This is a genomic window from Acidovorax lacteus, from assembly GCF_039540375.1.
GTDB classification, from domain to species: Bacteria; Pseudomonadota; Gammaproteobacteria; order Burkholderiales; family Burkholderiaceae_C; genus Acidovorax_G; species Acidovorax_G lacteus.
Genome location: NZ_BAABEX010000013.1, coordinates 231,336 through 252,938, shown reverse-complemented (window position 1 = coordinate 252,938; position 21,603 = coordinate 231,336). Strand labels below are relative to the sequence as shown.

Sequence of the window (21,603 nt, the reverse complement as noted above, 5' to 3'; positions counted from 1 at the left end):
AATCAATAGCAAACACACTCAGGCAGCAGCGGGTGCCATGCGCATCGGGATCGTCACCGGCCCGTCGTTGACCAGGTGCACCTGCATGTCAGCCGCGAACTGACCCGTGGCCACTTCGGGGTGCTGCACGCGGGCGCGGGCCACGAAGTGTTCGTACAGGCGGCGGCCGTCGTCTGGCGCTGCGGCCTGGGTGAAGCTGGGCCGGTTGCCGCCTGCGGTGTCGGCCGCCAGCGTGAACTGGCTCACCACCAGCAGGCCGCCGCAGCGGCCCTGGCCATCCAGGTCTTGCACGCTGCGGTTCATCTTGCCGGCCTCGTCGCTGAAGATGCGCAGCTTCAGGATCTTGGCCAGCAGGCGCTCAGCCTCGGCCTCGGTGTCTCCGCGCTCGGCGCACACCAGCACCAGCAGGCCCGGGCCGATGGCCCCGACCACGTGGCCCGACACTTCCACACGGGCCTGGGCCACGCGCTGCAACACGGCGATCATGCGGGCTCCTTCATGTTGGGACGATCGTCAAAATGCGCCTCCACATCGGTGGGCAGCAGTTCAATGGTGGCGCGCAGGCCGGGCACGGCGGCCATCAGGGCGCGCTCCACCTCGCCGCGCAGCGCCGCCGCGCCGTGCAGCGTCCAGTGGCCAGGCATGTGCATGTGCAGGTCGACAAAGCGCCGCTGGCCCGCACGCCGCGTGACCACATGGTCAAAGCGCAGCGCACCGGGCGCGGCCCGCTGCACGAAGCCTTGCAGGGTTTGGTCGATGGAGGTCTGCACCTCGGGCTCCACAGCCTCGTCCATCAGCCCCTGTACCGAGCGCCAGGCCAGCGCCGCGCCTTCGCGCAGGATGTTCAGCGCCACGCCAATGGCGGCCAGCGCATCCAGCCACAGCCAGCCCGTGAGCGCCGCACCGACCAGGCCCACGAGCACGCCGGCAGACGTCCACACGTCGGTCAGCAGGTGGCGCGCATCGGCCTCCAGCGCAATCGAGCGCACCTGCCGCGCGGTGCGCAGCATGGCCCAGGCCAGCGCGCCGTTGAGGGCCGAACTCACAATCGACAGCCCCAGACCCCAGCCCAGCGATTCGAGCGGCTGCGGATCGAACAGCCGGTGCACCGCCGCCCACAGAATGGCCAGCGCCACGCCCACGATGAGCACGCCCTCGAAACCCGACGAGAAGTATTCGGCCTTGTGGTGGCCGTAGGGGTGGTCGTCGTCGGCCGGGCGCTGCGCAATGGTCACCATGGCCAGCGCAAACACGGCGGCTGCCAGGTTCACGAACGATTCCATCGCGTCCGACAACAGGCCCACCGAGCCCGTGACCCACCAGGCCAGGGTTTTGAGGGCAATCGTGGCCAACGCCACGCCCACCGAAGCCCAGAGCAGGGTGCGGGGGGGGAGGTGGCCGGGGAGGTCAGCCGTGGGGGCAGCGGGGTTGGACATGGGGAGTCGGTGTGCCGGACATGCCCCGGATTACACCAGACGCTTGTGGGGTTTTGGCATGCCAGAATCGCCGCATGCCGCCCCTGCGCCACCCTCTTCCCGGACTGCTGGCCGCGCTGGCGGTGGCCCTGGCCGGGGCCGCCTGGCTGGCCGTGGCGCGGGTGAACGCGCTGCACGCCGCGTTTGAGACCGACGCGCGCATCGTGCACCGGCTGCTGAGCCAGCGCGTGGTGCAGCACGATGCGATCCTGGCCACGCTGGTGCTGCTGCAGCCCGCCCCGGCCGATGCGCCTGGGGCGGCGCTCGCGCGCCTGCCCTCGGTGTACCCGCAGATCCTGGCCGTGCGTGCGCGCAACGCAGACGCCGACTGGGACGGCCCCGATGCGGCCGCACTGGTCGCAGCCGAGACCGCCTCGCGCAGTGCGCAGCGCCCTGTGATGGTGAACGCCGACCTGGACCGTGGCCGCTACGGCCTGCTGATGGCGGGCGCGCCGGCCAGCTACCTGTTGCAGATCGACCTGCAGGCCGCCGTGCCCTGGGACGAATGGCCCATGGACCGCGCCGCCCACCGCGGACGCTTTGTGCTCGAAGCCGATGGCCGGCAATGGCCGCTGCAGCCGGGCCAGGCGTCCGGTGCGGGCTGGACGGCGCGCTTTCACAAGACGCTGGCCGCCGCCAGCCAACCGCTGGCCGTGGTGGCCGAGCGCCGCGTGGGCTGGGACGAGCTGCCCTGGGCGCGCATGGCCCTGTGGTGCGCAGCCACGGCCGCGGGCTGGGCGCTGCTGGCCGCGCTGGGCCGCCAGCGCGCCGCCCGCCGCCGGGCCGAAGACCTGCTGCGCATGGGCCAGGCGGCGCGGCTCAACACCCTGGGCGAACTGGCCGCGGGCATGGCGCATGAGCTGAACCAGCCGCTCACCGCGCTGCTGGCCAGCACGCAGGCCGCGCGCCGCCTGCTGGCCGAGCCGGCGCCCGACTGGGACACGGCGCGCGACGCACTCGACCGCGCGGTGGACCAGGCGCGCCGCGCCTCGGCCGTGGTGGGCCGGCTGCGCCGACTGGTGGAGCGGCCCGACCTGGCCGCCCACCCGCAGGCCCTGCCTGCCGAAGCCGCCGTGGCCGAAGCGCTGCACCTGCTGGCCCCGGAATGCGCGCAGCGCCAGGTGCGCTGCGAGGTGCAGGCCGCCCCCGCCCTGCCCGCGGTGCTGGCCGACCCGGTGGCGCTGCAGCAGATCCTGCACAACCTGCTGACCAACGCGCTGCAGGCCCTGGAGGCGGTGCCGCCCGCGCAGCGCCGCATCGACGTACACCTGCACACCGCGCCCGGCCCGGTTGTGGCCATCACCGTGCGCGACCACGGCCCGGGCGTGCCGCCCGAAGCGCGTGGCCGCCTGTTCGAGCCCTTTTATTCGACCCGCCCGGGCGGCCTGGGCCTGGGACTGAGCCTGTGCGAGAGCCTGGCCCAGGCGCAGGGCGGCCGCCTGGAGCTGGCCCCGGCCGACGGCCCGGGCGCGGCCTTCGTGCTCACGCTGCCTGCCGCCGCTGCTGCCGTGCCCTCCCCCACGACGCCTGCCACCGCCGCGCCCCCGCTGCCCTGACGCTCCCGCGCCCCGCCATGACCGCCACCGCCGATTCCCCCTCGCTCTCGCCCGTGATCCACCTGGTGGACGACGATGCGGCCGTGCGCGAGAGCCTGGCGCTCCTGATCGGCACGGTGGGCCTGCGCGTACAGACCTGGGCCGAGCCCGAGGCTTTTCTGGCGGGGCTGGACCGCAGCAACATTGGCGCCATCGTGCTCGATGTGCGCATGCCGGGCACGAGCGGCCTCACGGTGCTCGACCGGCTGGTGGCGCTGGGGGTGGACCAGCCCGTGGTCATGCTCACCGGCCACGGCACGGTCGAGATGTGCCGCCGCGCCTTCAAGGCCGGGGCGGCGGAGTTTCTCGAAAAGCCGGTAGACGACGAGGTGCTGATCGAGGCGCTGCAGGCCGCCGTGCGCCAGCATGTGCGCTCGCGCGAGCGCCAGCAGGCCGACCAGCAGGCGCGCGAACGCTTTGCGCTGCTGTCGGCGCGGGAGCGCGAGGTGCTGGGCCTGATCGTCGAGGGCCTGACGAACAAGGAAATCGGCCGCGCGCTGGAGCTCTCACCGCGCACCGTGGAAACCCACCGCGCGCACCTGTTTGCCAAGCTCGGGGCCGAGTCGCTGGCGCAACTGATCCGGCGCTACGCGGCGCTGATCGACGCCCCGCCCGGCGCGTGAAGCGCCCGGGGCTGCGGGTGTGGCGCCGCGCTCCGTAGTTCTACGGAGGGCCGCGCGTAACCGTGCGAATGGTCGCCTGGGGGCGAAATTTCTACAGTGCTCTCCAGGGCAGCCGGACGGTCCGGCCGCCTGCACACACCGGAGAACACCATGACCCTCGCCCGCCGCCTGCCCCCCGCCGCCGCTCTCGCCGCCCTGCTGCTGACCGCTGCCAGCGCGCACGCCGATGCCGTGCGCACCGAACGCAACATGTCGCTGGAGCTGGCCAACCAAATCGCCGCGCACACCGTGGCCGCCTGCACCGCCGGGGGCTACGCCGTCACCGCCACCGTGGTGGACCGCGCAGGCACCGTGCGCGCCGTGCAGCGCGCCGACAACGCCGGACCGCACACCCTGGAGGCCAGCCGCCTCAAGGCCTACACCTCGGCATCGGCCAAGAACGCCACCCTGGCCATGATGGAAGGCGCGCAGAAGAACCCCGCCGCCGCCAACCTGGTGCACATTCCGGGCTACCTGCTGCTGGGCGGTGGCGTGCCGGTGCGCGTGGGCACCGAAGTGATCGGCGCCGTGGGCGTGGGCGGTGCGCCCGGCGGCCACCTGGACGAACAATGCGCGCTCGCCGCCCTGGCCAAGGTGCAGGATCTGCTCAAGTAAACACTCCCACACCACCGACGAGGCCCCCATGTCCCTGCGCCCTGCCCTGGCCTTCGCCGCCGCAATCGTCTGCGCCGCTGCCACCACCGCACCGCCCGCCGCGGCCCAGGTGCCGCCCAGCGCCCAGGAAGCCGCGGCCTACCAGGGCCTGCATGCGGCCGCGCTGCAGGGCGACACGGCGGCGCTGACGCGGCTGCTGGCCGCCCGCGCCGACGTGCATGCGCGCGACGCGCACGGCCGCACGCCGCTGCACGTGGCCACGTTTGCGCGCCAGCATGAGGCCATCCGCCAGCTCGCACGGGCCGGGGCCGACCTGAACGCGCTCGAAGCCGACCGCTACGACGCCGTGACCATTGCCGCCGTGGCCGACGATGAGGCCACCCTGCGCCTGCTGCTGCAACTGGGCGCAAGCGCCCGGCAGGTGACCAGCCGCTACGACGGCACGGCCCTGATTGCCGCCGCCCACCTGGGACACGACGGCGTGGTGCGCCAGCTCATTGCCGCAGGCGCGCCGCAAGGGCCTGTTCACACTGTTTTTGCCAGTGCGAAGGCCATGGAAACGGCGCCAATCTAGGCGCGTGACGACGCCAAGGCCGAGGCCTTGGCTAGAAACGCAACGACGAGTGGCGCCGTTTTCATGGCCTTCCCTTCGGGTTGCAACCCCAAAGAGCCATCCGCGGCGTTGCCAAGCCTCGCTGGGGCCACACCCCAGCTTCGTTTGGCGCCTAGCGCCTGGCTCTTTGGATTGCAACGCATCTGGCAAAAACAGTGTGAACAGGCCCTAGACCATGTGAACAACCTGCACTGGACGGCACTGATCGAATCCATCGTGCTGGGCGACGGCGGCCCGCGCCACCAAGCCACGCTGCAGGCGTTGCTGGACGCCGGCGCAAGCCACCGGCTGACCGACCGACAGGGCAACACGCCGCTGCACCTGGCCCGCCAGCGCGGCTATGCCGACATGGTGCGGCGGCTGGAGGAGGCCGGGGCGCGTTGAAACGACGACGGCCCCTTCGGGCCGCATGATCGCTATCATTTTGATAGCTGATCGTGCCCCGAGAACAAGCACAAGCGCCTCGTTTTGCTCCAACTTTTGCGCCCCCCTTGCACAGCTGCTGCGGCGAGGGCGCGCCTTTTGAGCCGCGCTTGAGGCAGGTCATGCACCCGTGTCTGCCCGATGGTCGCCGCCGTTCTGATCGGCTATAACCAGAGCTCGACAAGAGCGGGGATATGCCAGACACCAGCAGCGCCTTGAGCGCCAGCACTCCGGGGAACGATCTCCATCACACCCTGCTACGCCTGGTCGCCGAGTCCGATCCTGGGCTGCTCGCCTATTTCGGGGGGGCTGAATTGCGCTGCGCGTTTGCCAATGCGCGCTACGCCAGCTTTGCGGGCCACACGGTGGATTCCATTGTCGGCCTGACGCCGCCCGAGGCGCTGGGGCAGGAAGCCTGGACGCGTGTGCAGCCCCATGTCGAGCGATGCCTGCAAGGCCACACGGTGCGCTACCTGCGCGAACACCCCCTGCCCCGGGGCGGTCACCGTGTGGTGGAAGTGCAGCTCATTCCCCACCAGGCCACGCTGCAGACACCACCTGTGGGTCTGATGGTCCGCATCGACGACATCACCGAGCAGTGGCAGGCCGAGCGCGCAGTGCGCGAGAGCAACGAGCGTATCCGCAAGTTCACCGAGGCCACCGAAGAGGCGGTGGTGTTCCACCAGCAGGGTCGGATCGTGGACGGCAATCTGGCGCTCGAGCGCCTGACTGGCTATGCGCTCGACGAACTGCGCGGACATCCAACACTGGATTTTGTTGCGCCCGCCTACCGCGCCGCGGCCGAGGCCTATGTGCAGGCCGGGCGCGAAGATCCGTACGAGGCCGCCATCACCCACCGCGACGGCCGCACCATTCCGGTGGAAATCGTCGGCAAGACCATGCCGCTGCACGGCACCAGCTACCGCGTGGCCATCCTGCGCGACATTTCGCTGCGCAAGCAGGCGCAGGAACGCAGCGCGTTCATGGCGCTGCACGACGTGCTGACGCAACTGCCCAACCGGCGCAGCCTGCTGGAGCAACTGGCCCAGCGCATCACGCGCGCACGCCGCCAGGGCCGCCAGATCGCCGTGCTGCTGCTGGACCTCGACCACTTCCGCACCGTCAACGAATCGCTGGGCCACCTGGCAGGCGACCACCTGCTGTGCGGCGTGGCGGGCCGCTTGCTGGCCGCGCTGGGGGCCGACGATCTGCTGGCCCGACTGGGCGGCGACCAGTTCGTGGCGGTGCTAGACCCGCTGGAACCCCCGGGCGATGCCACCGCCACCGCCGCCGCCGAGCGGCTGCGCGATGCGCTGCGGACTCCCTTCGAGCTGGCAGGCATGCCGGTCACGGTCACGTCCAGCGTAGGCATCGGGCTGTTTCCGGTGCATGCGGGCACAGGCGATGCCCTGCTGCGCTGCGCGGATGCGGCGCTGCACCATGCGCGCCGCATCGGCCCCGGCATGGTGCAGTGCTACGACCCTGCGATGGACAGCCGCGCCCTGGAAATCCTGCAGCGCGAGCGCCTGCTGCGCGAGGCGATCGCCACCGGTGCGTTCGTGCTGCACTTTCAGCCGCAGACCGATCTGCGCACCGGCGAGCTGTGCGGCCTGGAAGCGCTGGTGCGCTGGCGGCACCCCCACCGCGGCATCGTGGGACCGCAGGAATTCATTGGCTTCTGTGAGGCGCGCGGCCTGATCTCGCCCATTGGCCGTTGGGTGCTGCGCGAGGCTTGCCGCCAGATGAAGGCCTGGCTGGATGCCGGCTGGCCGCAGGTGCCGGTGGCTGTCAACCTCTCGGCGCTGGAGTTCCGCCAGCGCGACATGGTGGCCGAGGTGGCCGAGGTGCTGCAGAGCACCGGGCTGCCGCCGTCGTGCCTGGAGATCGAACTCACTGAGAGCGTGCTCATGCACCCGGAAGACGGTGCGCAGGACACGCTCAACGCCCTCAAAGCGCTGGGCGTGCGCATTGCGATCGACGACTTTGGCACTGGCTATTCGTCGCTGGCGTACCTCAAGCGCTACCCGCTGGACCAGATCAAGATCGACCGCTCTTTCGTCATGGACACGCCGGACAACGCCGACGACGTGGCCATCGTCACCGCCATCGTGCAGATGGCCCGCAGCCTGCAGCTGCAGACCGTGGCCGAAGGGGTGGAAACCCAGGCCCAGGTGGAGCTGCTGCGCGCGCTGGGCTGCGACATCTGCCAGGGTCACGTGGTGGCGGCCCCGATGGAGGCCGCAGCCCTGGCCGCGTGGTGGGAGGCCTGGCAGGCGGGTGGCATGGCCCGTGCGCGGCGCAGCAGCCCTCCACCGCCTAGTGCGCTGGGCAGGCCACAATAGCGCGATGGCACTGATCCCCGAGTTCATTCCCCCCTCCCGCCACGCCGACCCTGACGAAGCACTGCGCCAGGTCCAGCGGATCTACCAACAGCAGATCGGGCACCTGCGCGAGGCCATGCAACGTTTCGTCGCGGGCGACACGCCCAACGCCCCGGTGCGCGCCTTCTACCCCTACGTTCGGGTGCACACCAGCACCGTGGCGCGCACCGACACCAAACTGGCCTACGGCTTTGTCGAAGGCCCGGGGCGGTACGAAACCACGCTCACGCGGCCCGACCTGTTTGCCGACTACTACGCCGAGCAATTCCGCCTGCTGCGCGTCAGCCACGGCGTGGACCTGGAGGTGGGCACCAGCACCCATCCCATCCCCATCCACTTCTCGTTTGCCGAGCACGACCACATCGAAGGCACGCTGACGCCCGAGCGGCGCATGCTCATGCGCGATCTGTTCGACCTGCCCGACCTGTCGGCCATGGACGACGGCATTGCCAACGGCACCTGGGAGCCCCGTGCAGACGAGCCTCTGCCACTGTCGCTCTTCACCGCCCCGCGCGTGGACTATTCGCTGCACCGGCTGCGCCACTACACCGGCACAGCGCCCGAGTGGTTCCAGAACTTCGTGCTGTTCACCAACTACCAGTTCTACATCGACGAATTCGTGCGGCTGGGCCACGCCGAAATGGCGCGAGAAGACAGCCCCTATGTGGCCTTTGTGGAGCCCGGCAATGTGGTCACCCGCCGCCGCGGCCTGCCTGCCGAGGCGGGCGACGCGCTGGGCAGCCCGCCGCCGCGCCTGCCGCAGATGCCCGCTTACCACCTGATGCGCGCCGACCGCACGGGCATCACCATGGTCAACATCGGCGTGGGCCCAGCCAATGCCAAGACCATCACCGACCACATCGCTGTGCTGCGCCCGCACGCCTGGATGATGCTGGGCCACTGCGCCGGCCTGCGCAACAGCCAGCAACTGGGCGACTACGTGCTGGCCCACGCCTATGTGCGCGAAGACCATGTGCTCGACGAAGACCTTCCGCTGTGGGTGCCGATTCCAGCCCTTGCCGAGATCCAGCTCGCGCTGCAGCAGGCGGTGGCCGATGTCACGCAGATCGGAGCGGCCGACCTCAAGCGCGTGATGCGCACCGGCACCGTGGCCAGCACCGACAACCGCAACTGGGAACTGCTGCCCGACAACAAGCCGCAGCGCCGCTTCAGCCAGAGCCGCGCCGTGGCGCTGGACATGGAAAGCGCGACCATTGCCGCCAACGGCTTCCGCTTCCGCGTGCCCTACGGCACGCTGCTGTGCGTGTCCGACAAGCCGCTGCATGGCGAGATCAAGCTGCCCGGCATGGCCAACCATTTCTATCGCGAGCGCGTGGACCAGCACCTGCGCATCGGCATGCGCGCCATCGACATCCTGCGCGAAGGCGGGGTACACCGCCTGCACAGCCGCAAGCTGCGCAGCTTTGCCGAAGTGGCGTTCCAGTAAGCTGCCACCAGCCAGACTGCCGCAGCCCTCGCACGTGATGCAACTGGACTTCCTCACCCTGATGGTCGTGATGGCCGTCAACCTGCTGATGATCTCGGCCACGCTGCCGATGATCATGGGGCAGGGCATCAGCCGCGCGGCACGGTTTGCGCAAAAGAGCCTGCTGCTGCAAGCCGGTGCCTGGGTGGCGATCATCCTGTCGGCCTCGTTCTGGGACCAGGCCCTGTCCACGGTGTCGGTGGCGGCCAATGCGCTTGCGCAGTGGATGATCTTCCGCGCGCTGCACGAATGGCTGGGCCCGCGCCCGCTGGAAAAACCGCTGCTGGCGCTGGTCATCCTGACGCCGCTGGGCTACACGCTGGGCTTTGAGCATTACGCCTGGCGCGTAGGCTGGGCCAATCTGCTGATGGGCGCGAGCATGCTGATCGTCGCGCGCGCTGCGCTGTACCCGGCACTCGAAGCCGACCGCCGCTGGCGCTACTTGCTGATGGCCTGCCTGACGACCTCGGCCATCTTCACCATCGCCCGCGGCCTGCTGGGCGCCTTCACCGACCAGTACCCCAGCTTTCGCACGCCGCACCCGGTCAATCTCATGGCGGCCGTTGCCACCAATGTCAGTCTGGTGCTGGGCACTGTGGCCCTGCTGGTGGCCTGGCGCGACGAGACCGAGCTCAAGCTGCGCACGCTGGCCATGACGGACAGCCTGACCGGCCTGCTCAACCGGCGCGGGTTCATGGCGCAGGGCGAGAACATGCTCGCCCATGCATGGCGGCACCGGCTGCCGATGACGGCCCTGATGCTGGACTTGGACGATTTCAAAGGTATCAACGACCGTCACGGGCACGACGTGGGCGATCAGGCGCTCAAGCTGTTTGCGCGCCTGCTGGAAGAAACCTGCCGCAACGGTGACTTGGTGGGCCGCCTGGGGGGCGAGGAGTTTTGCGTGCTGCTGCTGCACAACAGCGCGCCGGCTGGAACCGCTTTTGACCGGCGCCTGCGCGAGCGCCTGCACGACGCCAGCGCTGCCGAACTGGGCTTCGTACTGGACTACAGCGGTGGACTTGCGCTCCTGGCACCCGGGGAGGCCAGTCTGGCGGGCCTGCTCTCGCGCGCAGATGCTGCGCTGTACCAGGCCAAGGCGGCTGGTCGTGGCCGCCTGGTCACGGCCTGATCCACCCGCCGCGGCAACAGGCCTGCCGACCCGCCGGGTATGCTTGCTGGCATGACCGCCCTGTTCGACGTTCAGGCGCTGCGCAAGCGCTTTGCCGACACCACCGTGGTGGACGGCGTCTCCTTCTCCATCGCGCCGGGTGAATGCCTGGGCGTAATCGGCCCCAACGGGGCCGGAAAGACCACCACCATCCGCATGTGCCTGGGCCTCACTGTGCCAGACGAAGGGCGTGTGCGCTTCTTCCCCACCCCGGACCACGGTGGCTGGGAAATGCCCTCTGACGCGCTTCAGATCAAGTCGCGTCTGGGCGTGGTGTCGCAGTTTGACACCCTGGACCCGGACTTCACCTGCGCCGAGAACCTGCTGGTGTATGCCCGCTACTTTGGCATCGGAGCGGCTCGCATGCGCGAGCGCATACCGGCCTTGCTTGAGTTTGCCGCCTTGAACCACAAGGCCGATGCCAAACCGGGCGAGCTGTCGGGCGGCATGAAACGGCGGCTGTCGCTAGCGCGCGCGCTGGTGAACGATCCGCAACTGCTTCTGCTCGACGAGCCCACCACGGGACTGGACCCTCAGGCCCGCCACCTGATGTGGGAGCGACTGCAACTGCTGCTCCAGCAGGGCAAGTCCATTCTGCTGACCACGCACTTCATGGACGAGGCCGAGCGCCTGTGCTCGCGCCTGCTGGTGCTGGACCACGGCCGCAAGATCGCCGAAGGCCGCCCACGCGAGCTGATTGCCCAGCATCTGGAGCCCGAGGTGGTCGAGGTCTATGGCCAGGGTGCCCTGGCCCTGGCCGACGATGCGACCCTGCGCAACGTGGCGGCGCGCGTCGAAGTGAGCGGCGAGACTGTGTTCTTCTACGTACAGGAGGCTCGCCCGCTGCTGCTCGCGCTGGAGCAGCACCCCCACCTGCGCACACTGCACCGCCCGGCCAACTTGGAGGACCTGTTCCTCAAGCTGACGGGGCGGCAGATCCGCGAAGGTGGCTGACCGTGCGCGATTGCGCCGCTCAGTACTGCTTGTAGGGCAGGAACTTGCCCGAGAGCACCACATTCACGCGGTCGCCCTTGGGATCGGCTTCGCGCGTGATGTCCATGCTGAAGTCGATGGCGCTCATGATGCCGTCGCCAAATTCCTCGTGGATCAGTTCCTTGATGGTGGTGCCGTACACGCTGACGATCTCGTACCAGCGATAGATCAGCGGGTCGGTGGGCACGGGCGTGGGCAGCGAGCCCTTGTAGGGCACGACCTGCAGCCACTTCTGCTCTTCGGCCGTGAGGCCGAAGATCTTGCCCAGCACCTTGGCCTGCTCGGGTGTGGCGGTCATCTGGCCCAGGCACAGGGCCGTGGTCCACTCCTTGGACTGGCCGACTTTCTTGGCAATGTCGGCCCACTGCAGGCCCTTGGCCACCTTGGTGCTGATGATCTTTTCGGTCACGTCGTTGCGGTTCATGGGGTGCTCCTTCAATGGATGGGGTGAAAAAACGCGGGTGGCGGGCAGGCTTCGCCCCACGGCCCTCAGGCGGCGCGGGGTACAGGCCAGCAATGGGGGGTCTCAGTGCGCCCGGGCGCGTGAGACGAGGAAGTCCACGATGTGGTTGCGCAAGGGGTAGTAGCCCTCGAGGTGGTGCAGGCTGGTGCGCGTGCGATCGCGCGGCAGGGGGTTCACCACCACTTCGGCGATGCCGCCGGGGCGGTAGCCCTCGGCCGTTTCGTTGCCGTTGCTCATGAGCAGGATGCGGTCGGCCAGCAGGATGGCTTCGTCCACGTCGTGCGTGATCATGAACACCGTCTGCTGCGTCTGCCGCACGATGGCCATGAGCTCGTCCTGGATGGTGCCGCGCGTGAGCGCATCGAGCGCGCCGAAGGGCTCGTCGAGCAGCAGCATCTTGGGCTGGATGGCAAAGGCGCGCGCGATGCCCACACGCTGCTTCATGCCGCCCGAAAGCTCCGAGGGCTTTTTGTCGATGGCATGCGACAGGCCCACGAGTGCGACGAACTTCTCGACGTGGGTGCGCACCTGCGTGGCCTTCCAGTCGGGCCAGCGCGACTTCACGGCAAACGCGATGTTCTGCCGTACCGTCAGCCAGGGCATGAGCGCATGCCCCTGAAAGACCACGCCGCGGTCCAGGCTCGGGCCCACAACCTCGCGGCCGTCCATGATGACGTGGCCGCCAGTGGCCACGTCCAGCCCTGCGAGCACATTGAGCACGGTGGTCTTGCCACAGCCCGAGTGGCCGATGATGCAGACGAACTCGCCGCGCTGCAGCTCAAACGACACGTCATCGAACACCGGCTTGCCCGGCACATAGGACTTGCTGAGCTTTTCGACAGAGATCAGGGCTTGCATGGCAGGGCTCGTACGGTCGGCAGACAAGGGGCGGGTTGCGCCAGGGCGCAGGGCGAGGTCACTCCACATAGGTCACCCATTTCTGCAGCCGGCCAAAAGCCAGGTCCAGCAGCATGCCGACCACGCCAATCACCAGGATGGCGAAGATCACATTGGTGAGCGAGAGGTTGTTCCACTCGTTCCAGACGAAGTAGCCGATACCCGTACCACCCACCAGCATTTCGGCCGCCACAATCACCAGCCACGCAATGCCCATGCTGATGCGCATGCCCGTGAGGATGGTGGGCGCAGCGGCGGGCAGGATCACGAGGAAAGCCTTGCGCAGGGGGTTGACCTCCAGCGTGCGGGCCACGTTGAGCCACTCGCGCTTGACCGACGCGACGCCGAAGGCCGTGTTGACCAACATCGGCCAGACCGAGCAGATGAAGATCACAAAAATGCCCGAGGCCGACGAATCCTTGATGGTGTAGAGCGCCAGCGGCATCCACGCGAGCGGGCTGATGGGCTTGAGCACCTGGATGAAGGGGTCGAGCGCACGGTGCAGCAGCGGCGACATGCCAATCACGAACCCCAGCGGGATTGCGAGCAGGCAGGCCAGGCCAAAGCCCATGGCCACGCGGCCCAGCGAATGGGCGAGCTGAATGGCAATGCCCTTGTCGTTGGGCCCGTTGTCATAGAACGGGTTGGACAGGTGCCCCGCCACGGTCTTGCCCATATCGACCAGCGTGGGAAAGCCGCCGCTCTTGGCGCCCCCCGGATCCTTGCCCATCATGCGGGCGTATTCCAGTTCCTGCGGGCTGAGTGTGGCCGCCGCACCACCGGCCGCTGGCGCGGTTGCGGCATACCACGCGCCGAGCACCAGGACCAGCAGCAGCAGCGAGAGCACGCCTGCGCGCAGCGACAAAGAGGCCTGGGTGCGCATGGCTCAGCCCTCCTTGGCGATCGGGAAACCGCGCGCGTACTCGGCCGCCTTGGCTGGGTCGAACTCGCGCCCCATGATCTTGAACTTGGGGTAGGCCGTGGTCTCGGGCACGGACTCACCGATGGCCTTCATCTGCTTGCGTGCATCGGTCAGCAGGAAGACCTTCTCGGCAATCTGGCGGTAGTTGACGTCGCCCTTGATGTAACCCCAGCGCTGCATCTGCGTGAGCATCCACACGGCCATGCTTTGCCACGGCATCGGGTCAAAGTCGGCGCGCGCCGGCACGTTGTGGATCTTCCCCAATCCATCGGCAAACTTGCCCGTGAGCACCTGGGCCACCACGATCTCGGGCTGGTTGAGATAGGCCTGCGGCGAGATCACCTTGGCGATCAGCTCGCGGTTCTCGGGCTTGCGCGCCATGGCGGCAGCCGTCAGCACTGCGCGGTACAGGGCCGCAAAGGTGTTGGGATGCTTCTGGATGAATTCGGTGCTGGTGCCGAACGCGCAGCAGGGGTGGCCGTCCCACAGCTCCTTGGTCAGCAGGTGGATGAAGCCCACCTCTTCGTACACCGCACGCTGGTTGAACGGGTCGGGGCCCAGGAAGCCGTCGATGTTGCCCGAGCGCAGGTTGGCCACCATCTCTGGCGGCGGCACCACACGGATCTGTACGTCGGTGTCGGGGTTGATGCCCGCCTCGGCCAGGTAGTAGCGCAACAGGAAGTTGTGCATGCTGTACTCGAAGGGCACCGCGAACTTGAAACCCTTCCAGCCCTTGGGGTCGCGGTTGTTGCGGTGCTTCAGCGCCAGCGTGATGGCCTGGCCATTGACGTTCTGGATCGTGGCCACGTTCATGGGCGTGGCCGTCGAGCCCAGCCCCAGGCTGATGGCCAGCGGCATGGGCGACAGGAAGTGCGTGGCGTCGTACTCCTTGTTGATCATCTTGTCGCGGATCAGCGCCCAGCCGGCCGTCTTGGTGACCTCCACGTTCAGGCCCTGCTTGCCGTAGAAGCCCAGCGGGTGGGCCATGATCAGCGGCGTGGCACAGGTGATCGGAATGAAGCCCACCTTGAGGTCTTTCTTCTCCAGGTTGGCGCCGCCCTTGCCGGCCTCCTGCGCCATGGCCTGCAGGCTGGCGATGGGCAGCACGCTGCCGATGGCAGCCATGGCCGTGGTGCGGCCCACCGCGCGCAGGAAGCGGCGGCGCATGGCGTCCTGCGGGAACAGCGCCTTGACCAGCGTAGCCTCAATGAAGGCGTTGCTGTAGGCCTGGAAGTCGGCCTCCTCGCTGCGGGCCCGCAGCGTGCGGGTGGCGTCTGCACGGGCCTGTGCGGCCTCGGCTTCGTGTTCAGCCACCGTGTGGTCGCGGCCGCAGCTGCACTTGAGCATCAGCGGGCGGTCGGCATCGTAGGGCGAGAAGTAGTCGGACATGGCACACCTCACAACATGGGATGTGCGGCACATCGCAAACCGCGGGCCAGTTCGTGCCCGTCTGGCCGTGGGCGCTGCAGATCGTGGTGTCGTTGTCGACAGTCTGTAGGGGCAGCCCTACAACAGAGGCCTGTAGGTCAATCCGTGGCTGGACCGCGAGCCAGCAACGCCAGTTCTACATCGTTGCGCGCGCCGGTTTTCTCGAGAATGCGCGCCCGATAGGTGCTGACGGTATTGGGTGCCAGCCCCAGTTGCGCACCAATTTCGCTCACGGTCTGCCCCGTCATGAGCAATCGAAAGACCTGGTGCTCGCGGTATGACAACGCTTCCAGCCCATGACTTTTGCGCTCGGCCAGGCCGCGCACTGGGCTGGTGCGGGCCACAGCCTGCGCCAGCGCCTGGGCGGTGGCGTCAGACACATACCGCTGGCCCGCCGCCACCCGACGCACCGCAGCCACCATGGCATCTGGATCGGCGCTTTTGTGAAGGTAACCGGCGGCCCCCATCTGGAGGCAGCGCACAGCGTACTGCCGTTCGGGATAGGTGCTGAGCATCAGCACCGGCAGCGTCGGCCAATCACGCCGCAGCTGCTGCAACACCTCCAAACCGTCGAGCTCGGGCAACGCAATGTCAAGCAACACCATGTCCAGGCCTGCCGGTCCATGCAGACCGGTCACACGCTCAAGCACCTGAGGGCCATCGGCCGCCTCGGCCACCACGCGGATCTCAGGCAGCCCATTGACCGGGTCGCACAGCACCAGCTTCAGGCCCTCACGCACAACGCGGTGGTCGTCACCAATACAGACACGGATGCTGTCACTCATAGGTCCTCGCTCATGGAAGCTGCAAGGGAATATCGAGCGTGAGGCATGTGCCCTGGCCCGGCGCGCTGTCGATGGACAGACTACCGCCCATCTGGCGGGCGCGCTCGCGCATGCCCAGCACGCCGTAAGCGGTCGGGGCCTCCAGCGACTGGGCCGCCGCCCCCACCCCGTTGTCGCGAACAACCAGCAACAGCCGGGCGTGTGCCAGCCTGATGGCCACCGACAGGCGGGTGGCGCGGGCATGGCGCCCCACGTTGCTGAGCACCTCCTGGAAGATGCGAAACACCGCCATGGCAGTAGGCTCAGGAAGCGACAGCCCCGGAGCCACCTGCATGTCGAAGTCGAGGGAGATTTCCGCAGCCTGCGCGAACTCCTGTGCCTGCCATTCCAGGGCCGCCCACAGGCCCTGGTGGTCAAGGATGCTGGGACGAAGGTCGGTGATGATGCGCCCGACATTCTCCACTGCCGTTTCAATCAGCCGTCCCATGTTTTGGCATTTGCAGCGCATCTGAAGACGCAACGCGTCCCCCGCCCCGCTCTCGACGGGAGGCACCTCCCCAAGACGGCGCTGGAGCCAGTTGACATCCATCTTGAGACCGACGAGCAGACTGCCGAGTTCGTCGTGCACTTCGCGTGCGATGCGCGTGCGCTCGTCCTCGCGCACCTGATTGAAGTGGGCCGACAACTCGCGCAGCTGGGAAAGGGCGTCTGTCAGTGCCCGCGTCCGTTCCGCGACGCGGCGCTCCAGCTCGTCATTGGCTTTCGCGAGCTGGTCGTGGGCCAGACGCAGCGCATCGGCTGCACGGCGGCGCTCGCTGATGTCGATGAAGGTGATCACGGCGCCACGTACCTGGCCGTCTTCCAGGATGGGATGGCTCGAATACTCGACGGCAAAAGGACTCCCGTTGCTGCGCCAGAACACCTCGGTGTCGACGCGACACGAGTGCCCATTGCGAAAGGCATTGAAGATCGGACATTCCTCGTCTGCGTATGGCCGCCCGTCGACATGGGAGTGGTGGGTCAGCTGGTGCATGTTGCGCCCGAGCACGGCTGCGGCGTCCATCCCGATCATTTCTGCGCCTGCACGGTTGATGAAGACGCAATGGCCGTGCAAATCAACAACGAAAACGCCCTCGCCGGTGGATTCGAGCAACAGATCCAACCGGCGGTGCCACAGAGACTGGTCAGTGGCCTGCAGAGCAATCAGCGATGCGGTCATGCAGCGACCGGACGCAATGCGCGTGCCAGCCCAGGTGTCTTGCCCGACCGTACGGACGAGGCGGACTTTTGTTCACAATGCAGGCATGAACTCCGCACCCTCCTCTGCCTCCACCAGACCTGTGCCTTCGGTGTGGCGCGCACCTCAGCTGTCCCGTCGCTGGTGGCCCGTGTTCCTGCGCAATCTGCTGGTGTGGCGCAAGCTCGCCATTCCCAGTCTGGTCGGCAACATCGCGGAGCCACTGATGTGGCTTGTGGCCTTCGGTTACGGCATGGGTGCGCTGGTCGGACAGGTCAGCGCCGGCGAGCAGCAGGTCCCGTACATCCTGTTTCTGGCCAGCGGCTCCATCTGCATGAGTGCCATGAACGCCGCCAGCTTCGAGGCGCTGTACTCGGCGTTCTCGCGCATGCATGTGCAAAAGACCTGGGATGGCATCATGAATGCCCCGGTCACGCTCGACGACGTGGTGCTGGCCGAAATGCTGTGGGCGGCTTTCAAGGCGCTGTTCACGGTCACCGCCATCCTGGGCGTGATGCTGGCGCTGGGCATCAGCCACAGCCCCAAACTGCTGGTGGCATGGCCCGTGCTATTGGGCGTAGGCATCATGTTCTCGAGCATCGCGCTGATCTTCAACGCGCTGGCCAAGGGCTACGACTTCTTCACTTACTACTTCACGCTCGTACTGACGCCCATGATGTTCCTCTCGGGCGTGTTTTTTCCGCGCGAACAGTTGCCTGACTGGGTGCGCGGCGTGTCGGACTGGTTACCGCTGACCAATGCGGTCGAATTGGTCAGACCAATGTTCATGGACACCTGGCCAGCCCACCCGCTTCGCCACGGGCTGGTCCTGGCATGCACCACGGTGCTGGCATTCTGGCTGGCGCTGGCACTCACGCGCCGACGGTTCGGCGCCTGATCAGGCCACGGCCCCTGCCCGGGCACTCGCCCGGATCATGTCCACGGCTTTTTCGGCAATCATCACCGTGGGCGCGTTGGTGTTGCCGCTCACGATGCGCGGCATGATCGACGCATCGACCACGCGCAGGCCTTGCAGGCCATGCACACGCAGTTCGGCATCCACCACGTCCCGAGGCCCCGGGCCCATGCGACAACTGCCCACCGGGTGGTAGATGGTGTCGGCGTAGTTGCGAATGAACTGCTCGATCTCAGCATCGCTTTGCGCACTGGCCGAGGCCGCCAGTTCCTTGGCACCGTACTGGGCCAGGGCCGGCTGCTGCAGGATCTCGCGCGTGCGCTTGAAGCCACGCACCATGCGCTGCATGTCGTCGGGGTCGGCGAAAAACGCTGGATCGACCAGCGGCAGGGCGTGCGGATCGGGGCTTGCCAGCGTCACGCTGCCGCGGCTGCGCGGTTGCAGCAGGCACACGTGGGCCGAGTAGCCGTGGCCGAGCACGGTCTTGCGGCCATGGTCTACCAGTTTGCCCACCACAAAATGCAGTTGCAGATCCGGCACCGGCTCAGAAGGGGCGCTCTTGATGAAGCCCCCGGCTTCGGCGAAGTTGGTGGTCAGCAGGCCCGTGCGGCTGCGCCGCCATTCCTGGATACCCCGCAGCGCCGACACCATGCCGGACAGCGAGAGGCCAAAAAGGTCGCGCAACTGGGGCGCGTCGAGCACTTGCACCACATCCGGATGGTCGTGCAAATGCTGGCCCACGCCAGGCAGGTCGTGCGCAACGGGGATGCCGTGCTGCTGCAGGTGTGCACCAGGCCCCACGCCTGACAGCATCAACAATTGCGGCGACAGCAAAGCGCCAGCGCTCAGCAGCACCTCGCGCTGCGCGCGCACCTGCTGCAGCGGCCCCTGGCTGCCGATACGGTATTCCACTCCTACAGCACGCCGCCCTTCGAAGAGGATGCGGGTGGCCCGTGCGCCGGTCACCACCTGCAGATTGGGCCGGCTCAGGTGCGGCGTCAGGTAGCCTTTGGCAGCGCTGTGGCGTTCGCCGTTCTTGTGCGTGACTTGGTACAGGCCCACGCCTTCCTGGTCGGCACCGTTGAAGTCCCGGTTGTGGGGATGGCCCGCTTGTACCCCGGCCTCGACAAACGCATGGCTGAAGCGATTGGGCGATCGCAGGTCGGCCACGTTGAACGGTCCCCCCTGGCTGTGCCAGTCGTCGCCACCGCGCTCGTTGTGTTCGGCACGCAGGAAGTAAGGCTTGACGTCGTTCCAACCCCAGCCCGCATTGCCTTGTGAAGCCCAGTGGTCGTAGTCGGCATGCTGGCCGCGGATGTAGACCATGGCATTGATGGAACTGGATCCGCCCAGCACTTTGCCCCGCGGCTGGAAGCCCTTGCGGCCATTGAGACCAGGCTGGGGGGTGGTGTATTGGCCCCAGCCATTGAGCTCAAACTTGGCCATTACGGCGATACCCGCCGGACAGTGAATGAACACGCTCTGGTCGGCTGGCCCGGCCTCAAGCAGGCACACGCGCACGGCCGGGTCTTCCGACAGGCGGCCAGCCAGCACCGAGCCGGCGGAGCCTCCGCCGATCACGACATAGTCAAACATGGGTCCCCTTCACCGCTTCTGGATGTGTTGTTGTGCCGGGCCACGATAACCGAACGACCGTGCGATTGCGCGTACCATCTTCGGCGTCGTTTTCACTTTGAAGAGAGCTCTCTATATGCAGATTCGTACGGTTGGCATCATCGGCGCAGGCACCATGGGCAACGGCATCGCACAGGCATGCGCGGTGGCAGGCATTCCTGTGGTCATGGTGGACATCTCGGATGCTGCGGTGCAAAAAGGCATCGCCACCGTGGCCGGCAGCCTAGACCGGCTGATCAAGAAAGAGAAGATCACCGCCGCCGACAAGGATGCAGCGCTGGCGCGCATCCAGGGCTCCACGCGCTACGAGGATCTGCAGTCGGCCGACCTGATCATTGAGGCGGCCACAGAGAACCACGAACTCAAGGTCAAGATCCTCAAGCAGGTGGATGCGCTGGCCCGACCCGAGGTGATCATCGCCTCCAACACCTCGTCGATCTCGATCACGCAACTGGCCGCCGCCACAGGCCGTGCCGACCGCTTCATTGGCATGCACTTCTTCAACCCCGTGCCCATGATGGCGCTGGTGGAGATCATCCGCGGCCTGCAGACCAGCGACGCCACGCACGACGCGGTGCACGCACTGGCCGTGGCCTTGGGCAAGACGCCGATCACGGTCAAGAACGCACCGGGCTTCGTGGTCAACCGCATCCTTGTGCCCATGATCAACGAGGCCTTCTTTGTGCTGGCCGAGGGTCTGGCCACGCCCGAAGACATCGACGCGGGCATGAAGCTGGGCTGCAACCAGCCCATTGGCCCGCTGGCACTGGCCGACATGATCGGCCTGGACGTGTGCCTGGCGGTGATGGAGGTCTACCTGAAAGAGTTTGGCGACAGCAAGTACCGCCCCTGCCCGCTGCTCAAGGAAATGGTGGCTGCAGGGCGCCTGGGCCGTAAGACCGGGCGCGGCGTCTACGCCTATTGAAACGGCCCGCTGCGTGCCACAGCGCCGTGTGCGCCTGTGGCCCCGTGGCAGGCGCCCGCCCGGGCAGGCCTGGGGCGTTGATAGTGCTGTGGCGCCCCGCTGCTTGCGCAGGCAAAGGCCGCGCCACTGCGGCGTACAGCACCAGCTTTGACAAAATGCTATTGATTTAATAGCTACTCGTGCTTGCCAGACAAGCACGAGCCCCTGAAAACTCTCTCAACCATCGCCCGAGGCGGCTTGCGGCGATGCGTCGACCCTGGGGCCGAAAGGGATATTGCCAATTAGATTGCGTGCAATTTAATTGCACATCACAATTACGCCATGCCGTCACCCGCCGCCTCCATCCCTGCCGTGCCGCCCCGCGCGCCCAGCCCGCCGGAGTTGCTGCTGGACCACCAGGTGTGCTTTGCGCTGTATTCGGCGTCACTGGCCATGACCAAGCTCTACAAGCCGTTGCTCGACACGCTGGGCCTGACCTACCCGCAGTACCTCGTCATGCTGGCCCTGTGGCAGGCCGACGGCGTGACGGTGGGCGAGCTGGGCGAACGGCTGTTTCTCGACTCCGGCACGCTGACGCCCTTGCTCAAGCGGCTGGAAGCCGCCGGCCTGCTGCAGCGGCAGCGCGACGCGGCCGACGAACGGCGCGTGCGCGTGGCCCTGACCGACGCCGGCTGGGCCCTGCGCGACCCGGCGCGCGAGATTCCGCATTGCGTGCTCCAGCAATCGCAATGCACGTTGCCCGAACTGGCGGCGCTCACCGCCCAGCTCCAATCCCTGCGGTCGCGCCTGCATGGCACGGCATCGGCCGCTTCGTGTGTCCCGTCCCCCGCTTCGGCGGATCTCTCTTGAAGGAAATCACCATGGCATCGCTCGACCAAGTTCTGTACACCGCCCGCGCCCACACCACGGGCGGCCGCGATGGCGCCTCGCGCACCGACGACGGTCGCCTGGACGTCAAGCTCTCGCCTCCCGGCGGCGCTG

The 21,603-nt window shown here is 67.6% G+C and carries 19 protein-coding genes and 3 pseudogenes; 13 read left to right on the top strand and 9 right to left on the bottom strand.

Translation table 11 applies throughout. The features are described from left to right. Positions 1-18: 18 nt before the first annotated feature. On the bottom strand, positions 19-486 hold the full coding sequence (gene dtd, locus ABD866_RS10515) for a D-aminoacyl-tRNA deacylase (RefSeq protein WP_345064372.1): 468 nt from the start codon (positions 484-486) through the stop codon (positions 19-21). Next, entirely contained in the window at positions 483-1,436 is a 954-nt protein-coding gene (locus ABD866_RS10510) for a cation diffusion facilitator family transporter (RefSeq protein ID WP_345064369.1), read from the bottom strand. Before ABD866_RS10510 ends, dtd begins: the two co-directional genes overlap by 4 nt. A 74-nt stretch (positions 1,437-1,510) precedes the next feature. Here ABD866_RS10510 and ABD866_RS10505 point away from each other — a divergent pair, with 74 nt between their 5' ends. From ABD866_RS10505 to ABD866_RS10465, 9 genes and pseudogenes are all read left to right on the top strand, one after another. Then, a complete protein-coding gene (locus tag ABD866_RS10505; protein ID WP_345064364.1) occupies positions 1,511-3,031 on the top strand; it encodes a sensor histidine kinase in 1,521 nt (506 codons plus the stop codon). A 17-nt stretch (positions 3,032-3,048) separates the two neighbouring features. Beyond that, positions 3,049-3,693: a response regulator transcription factor gene (locus ABD866_RS10500; RefSeq protein ID WP_345064361.1), complete on the top strand. Its 645-nt coding sequence runs from the start codon at positions 3,049-3,051 to the stop codon at positions 3,691-3,693. Between the two features lie 150 nt (positions 3,694-3,843). After that, positions 3,844-4,347, top strand: coding sequence for a GlcG/HbpS family heme-binding protein (locus tag ABD866_RS10495; RefSeq protein WP_345064358.1), 504 nt, complete (start codon positions 3,844-3,846; stop codon positions 4,345-4,347). A 28-nt stretch (positions 4,348-4,375) separates the two neighbouring features. Then, positions 4,376-4,894 (top strand): annotated as a pseudogene (locus ABD866_RS10490) (ankyrin repeat domain-containing protein); the annotation flags it as partial. 234 nt (positions 4,895-5,128) lie between these two features. Next, a pseudogene (locus tag ABD866_RS10485) lies at positions 5,129-5,344 on the top strand (ankyrin repeat domain-containing protein); the annotation flags it as partial. 233 nt (positions 5,345-5,577) lie between these two features. Next, complete coding sequence (locus ABD866_RS10480) at positions 5,578-7,725, top strand: putative bifunctional diguanylate cyclase/phosphodiesterase (protein ID WP_345064356.1); 2,148 nt, start codon at positions 5,578-5,580, stop codon at positions 7,723-7,725. 4 nt (positions 7,726-7,729) lie between these two features. Next, positions 7,730-9,211, top strand: coding sequence for an AMP nucleosidase (locus tag ABD866_RS10475; RefSeq protein ID WP_345064353.1), 1,482 nt, complete (start codon positions 7,730-7,732; stop codon positions 9,209-9,211). 37 nt (positions 9,212-9,248) lie between these two features. Then, on the top strand, positions 9,249-10,382 hold the full coding sequence (locus ABD866_RS10470) for a GGDEF domain-containing protein (protein ID WP_345064351.1): 1,134 nt from the start codon (positions 9,249-9,251) through the stop codon (positions 10,380-10,382). 51 nt (positions 10,383-10,433) lie between these two features. Next, positions 10,434-11,375, top strand: a complete 942-nt coding sequence (locus ABD866_RS10465; protein ID WP_345064349.1) for an ATP-binding cassette domain-containing protein — start codon at positions 10,434-10,436, stop codon at positions 11,373-11,375. 19 nt (positions 11,376-11,394) lie between these two features. Here the strand turns inward: ABD866_RS10465 and cynS are convergent, their stop codons facing one another. The 6 genes from cynS to ABD866_RS10435 form a co-directional block, all read right to left on the bottom strand. Next, positions 11,395-11,838, bottom strand: a complete 444-nt coding sequence (gene cynS, locus ABD866_RS10460; RefSeq protein ID WP_345064346.1) for a cyanase — start codon at positions 11,836-11,838, stop codon at positions 11,395-11,397. A 102-nt stretch (positions 11,839-11,940) separates the two neighbouring features. Beyond that, positions 11,941-12,804: an ABC transporter ATP-binding protein gene (locus tag ABD866_RS10455; RefSeq protein WP_425549576.1), complete on the bottom strand. Its 864-nt coding sequence runs from the start codon at positions 12,802-12,804 to the stop codon at positions 11,941-11,943. Further along, complete coding sequence (gene ntrB / locus ABD866_RS10450) at positions 12,794-13,657, bottom strand: nitrate ABC transporter permease (protein ID WP_345064340.1); 864 nt, start codon at positions 13,655-13,657, stop codon at positions 12,794-12,796. The genes ABD866_RS10455 and ntrB overlap by 11 nt, the downstream gene beginning before the upstream one ends. Positions 13,658-13,660: 3 nt before the next feature. Next, the gene (locus tag ABD866_RS10445) at positions 13,661-15,085 is read right to left on the bottom strand and encodes a CmpA/NrtA family ABC transporter substrate-binding protein (RefSeq protein WP_345064337.1); all 1,425 of its coding nucleotides are present in this window, start codon (positions 15,083-15,085) and stop codon (positions 13,661-13,663) included. A 137-nt stretch (positions 15,086-15,222) separates the two neighbouring features. Then, complete coding sequence (locus ABD866_RS10440) at positions 15,223-15,909, bottom strand: response regulator (protein ID WP_345064334.1); 687 nt, start codon at positions 15,907-15,909, stop codon at positions 15,223-15,225. Positions 15,910-15,919: 10 nt separating this feature from the next. Then, positions 15,920-17,128 carry a sensor histidine kinase gene (locus tag ABD866_RS10435; RefSeq protein WP_345064331.1) on the bottom strand — a complete coding sequence of 403 codons (1,209 nt, stop codon included), beginning with the start codon at positions 17,126-17,128 and terminating at the stop codon, positions 15,920-15,922. Positions 17,129-17,213: 85 nt separating this feature from the next. Here ABD866_RS10435 and ABD866_RS10430 point away from each other — a divergent pair, with 85 nt between their 5' ends. Then, a complete protein-coding gene (locus tag ABD866_RS10430) occupies positions 17,214-18,044 on the top strand; it encodes an ABC transporter permease (protein ID WP_345064328.1) in 831 nt (276 codons plus the stop codon). On the opposite strand, the gene ABD866_RS10425 is transcribed toward ABD866_RS10430, so the two are convergent. Continuing rightward, positions 18,045-19,658: a GMC family oxidoreductase gene (locus ABD866_RS10425; RefSeq protein ID WP_345064325.1), complete on the bottom strand. Its 1,614-nt coding sequence runs from the start codon at positions 19,656-19,658 to the stop codon at positions 18,045-18,047. Between the two features lie 115 nt (positions 19,659-19,773). Here ABD866_RS10425 and ABD866_RS10420 point away from each other — a divergent pair, with 115 nt between their 5' ends. The 3 genes and pseudogenes from ABD866_RS10420 to ABD866_RS10410 all read left to right on the top strand — a co-directional run. After that, positions 19,774-20,622 (top strand): 3-hydroxybutyryl-CoA dehydrogenase, encoded by an 849-nt coding sequence (locus tag ABD866_RS10420; RefSeq protein ID WP_345064322.1) that lies wholly within the window; start codon positions 19,774-19,776, stop codon positions 20,620-20,622. Positions 20,623-20,943: 321 nt separating this feature from the next. Next, positions 20,944-21,471: a MarR family winged helix-turn-helix transcriptional regulator gene (locus ABD866_RS10415; protein WP_345064318.1), complete on the top strand. Its 528-nt coding sequence runs from the start codon at positions 20,944-20,946 to the stop codon at positions 21,469-21,471. An 11-nt stretch (positions 21,472-21,482) separates the two neighbouring features. Continuing rightward, positions 21,483-21,603: pseudogene (locus tag ABD866_RS10410) on the top strand (organic hydroperoxide resistance protein); the annotation flags it as partial.

Excerpts from the sequence above, each read along its gene's own strand:
- dtd (WP_345064372.1), bottom strand. The coding sequence starts at position 486 with ATGATCGCCGTGTTGCAGCGCGTGGCCCAGGCCCGTGTGGAAGTGTCG.
- ABD866_RS10510 (WP_345064369.1), bottom strand. The coding sequence starts at position 1,436 with ATGTCCAACCCCGCTGCCCCCACGGCTGACCTCCCCGGCCACCTCCCC.
- ABD866_RS10505 (WP_345064364.1), top strand. The coding sequence starts at position 1,511 with ATGCCGCCCCTGCGCCACCCTCTTCCCGGACTGCTGGCCGCGCTGGCG.
- ABD866_RS10500 (WP_345064361.1), top strand. The coding sequence starts at position 3,049 with ATGACCGCCACCGCCGATTCCCCCTCGCTCTCGCCCGTGATCCACCTG.
- ABD866_RS10495 (WP_345064358.1), top strand. The coding sequence starts at position 3,844 with ATGACCCTCGCCCGCCGCCTGCCCCCCGCCGCCGCTCTCGCCGCCCTG.
- ABD866_RS10480 (WP_345064356.1), top strand. The coding sequence starts at position 5,578 with ATGCCAGACACCAGCAGCGCCTTGAGCGCCAGCACTCCGGGGAACGAT.
- ABD866_RS10475 (WP_345064353.1), top strand. The coding sequence starts at position 7,730 with ATGGCACTGATCCCCGAGTTCATTCCCCCCTCCCGCCACGCCGACCCT.
- ABD866_RS10470 (WP_345064351.1), top strand. The coding sequence starts at position 9,249 with ATGCAACTGGACTTCCTCACCCTGATGGTCGTGATGGCCGTCAACCTG.
- ABD866_RS10465 (WP_345064349.1), top strand. The coding sequence starts at position 10,434 with ATGACCGCCCTGTTCGACGTTCAGGCGCTGCGCAAGCGCTTTGCCGAC.
- cynS (WP_345064346.1), bottom strand. The coding sequence starts at position 11,838 with ATGAACCGCAACGACGTGACCGAAAAGATCATCAGCACCAAGGTGGCC.
- ABD866_RS10455 (WP_425549576.1), bottom strand. The coding sequence starts at position 12,804 with ATGTGGAGTGACCTCGCCCTGCGCCCTGGCGCAACCCGCCCCTTGTCT.
- ntrB (WP_345064340.1), bottom strand. The coding sequence starts at position 13,657 with ATGCGCACCCAGGCCTCTTTGTCGCTGCGCGCAGGCGTGCTCTCGCTG.
- ABD866_RS10445 (WP_345064337.1), bottom strand. The coding sequence starts at position 15,085 with ATGTCCGACTACTTCTCGCCCTACGATGCCGACCGCCCGCTGATGCTC.
- ABD866_RS10440 (WP_345064334.1), bottom strand. The coding sequence starts at position 15,909 with ATGAGTGACAGCATCCGTGTCTGTATTGGTGACGACCACCGCGTTGTG.
- ABD866_RS10435 (WP_345064331.1), bottom strand. The coding sequence starts at position 17,128 with ATGACCGCATCGCTGATTGCTCTGCAGGCCACTGACCAGTCTCTGTGG.
- ABD866_RS10430 (WP_345064328.1), top strand. The coding sequence starts at position 17,214 with ATGAACTCCGCACCCTCCTCTGCCTCCACCAGACCTGTGCCTTCGGTG.
- ABD866_RS10425 (WP_345064325.1), bottom strand. The coding sequence starts at position 19,658 with ATGTTTGACTATGTCGTGATCGGCGGAGGCTCCGCCGGCTCGGTGCTG.
- ABD866_RS10420 (WP_345064322.1), top strand. The coding sequence starts at position 19,774 with ATGCAGATTCGTACGGTTGGCATCATCGGCGCAGGCACCATGGGCAAC.
- ABD866_RS10415 (WP_345064318.1), top strand. The coding sequence starts at position 20,944 with ATGCCGTCACCCGCCGCCTCCATCCCTGCCGTGCCGCCCCGCGCGCCC.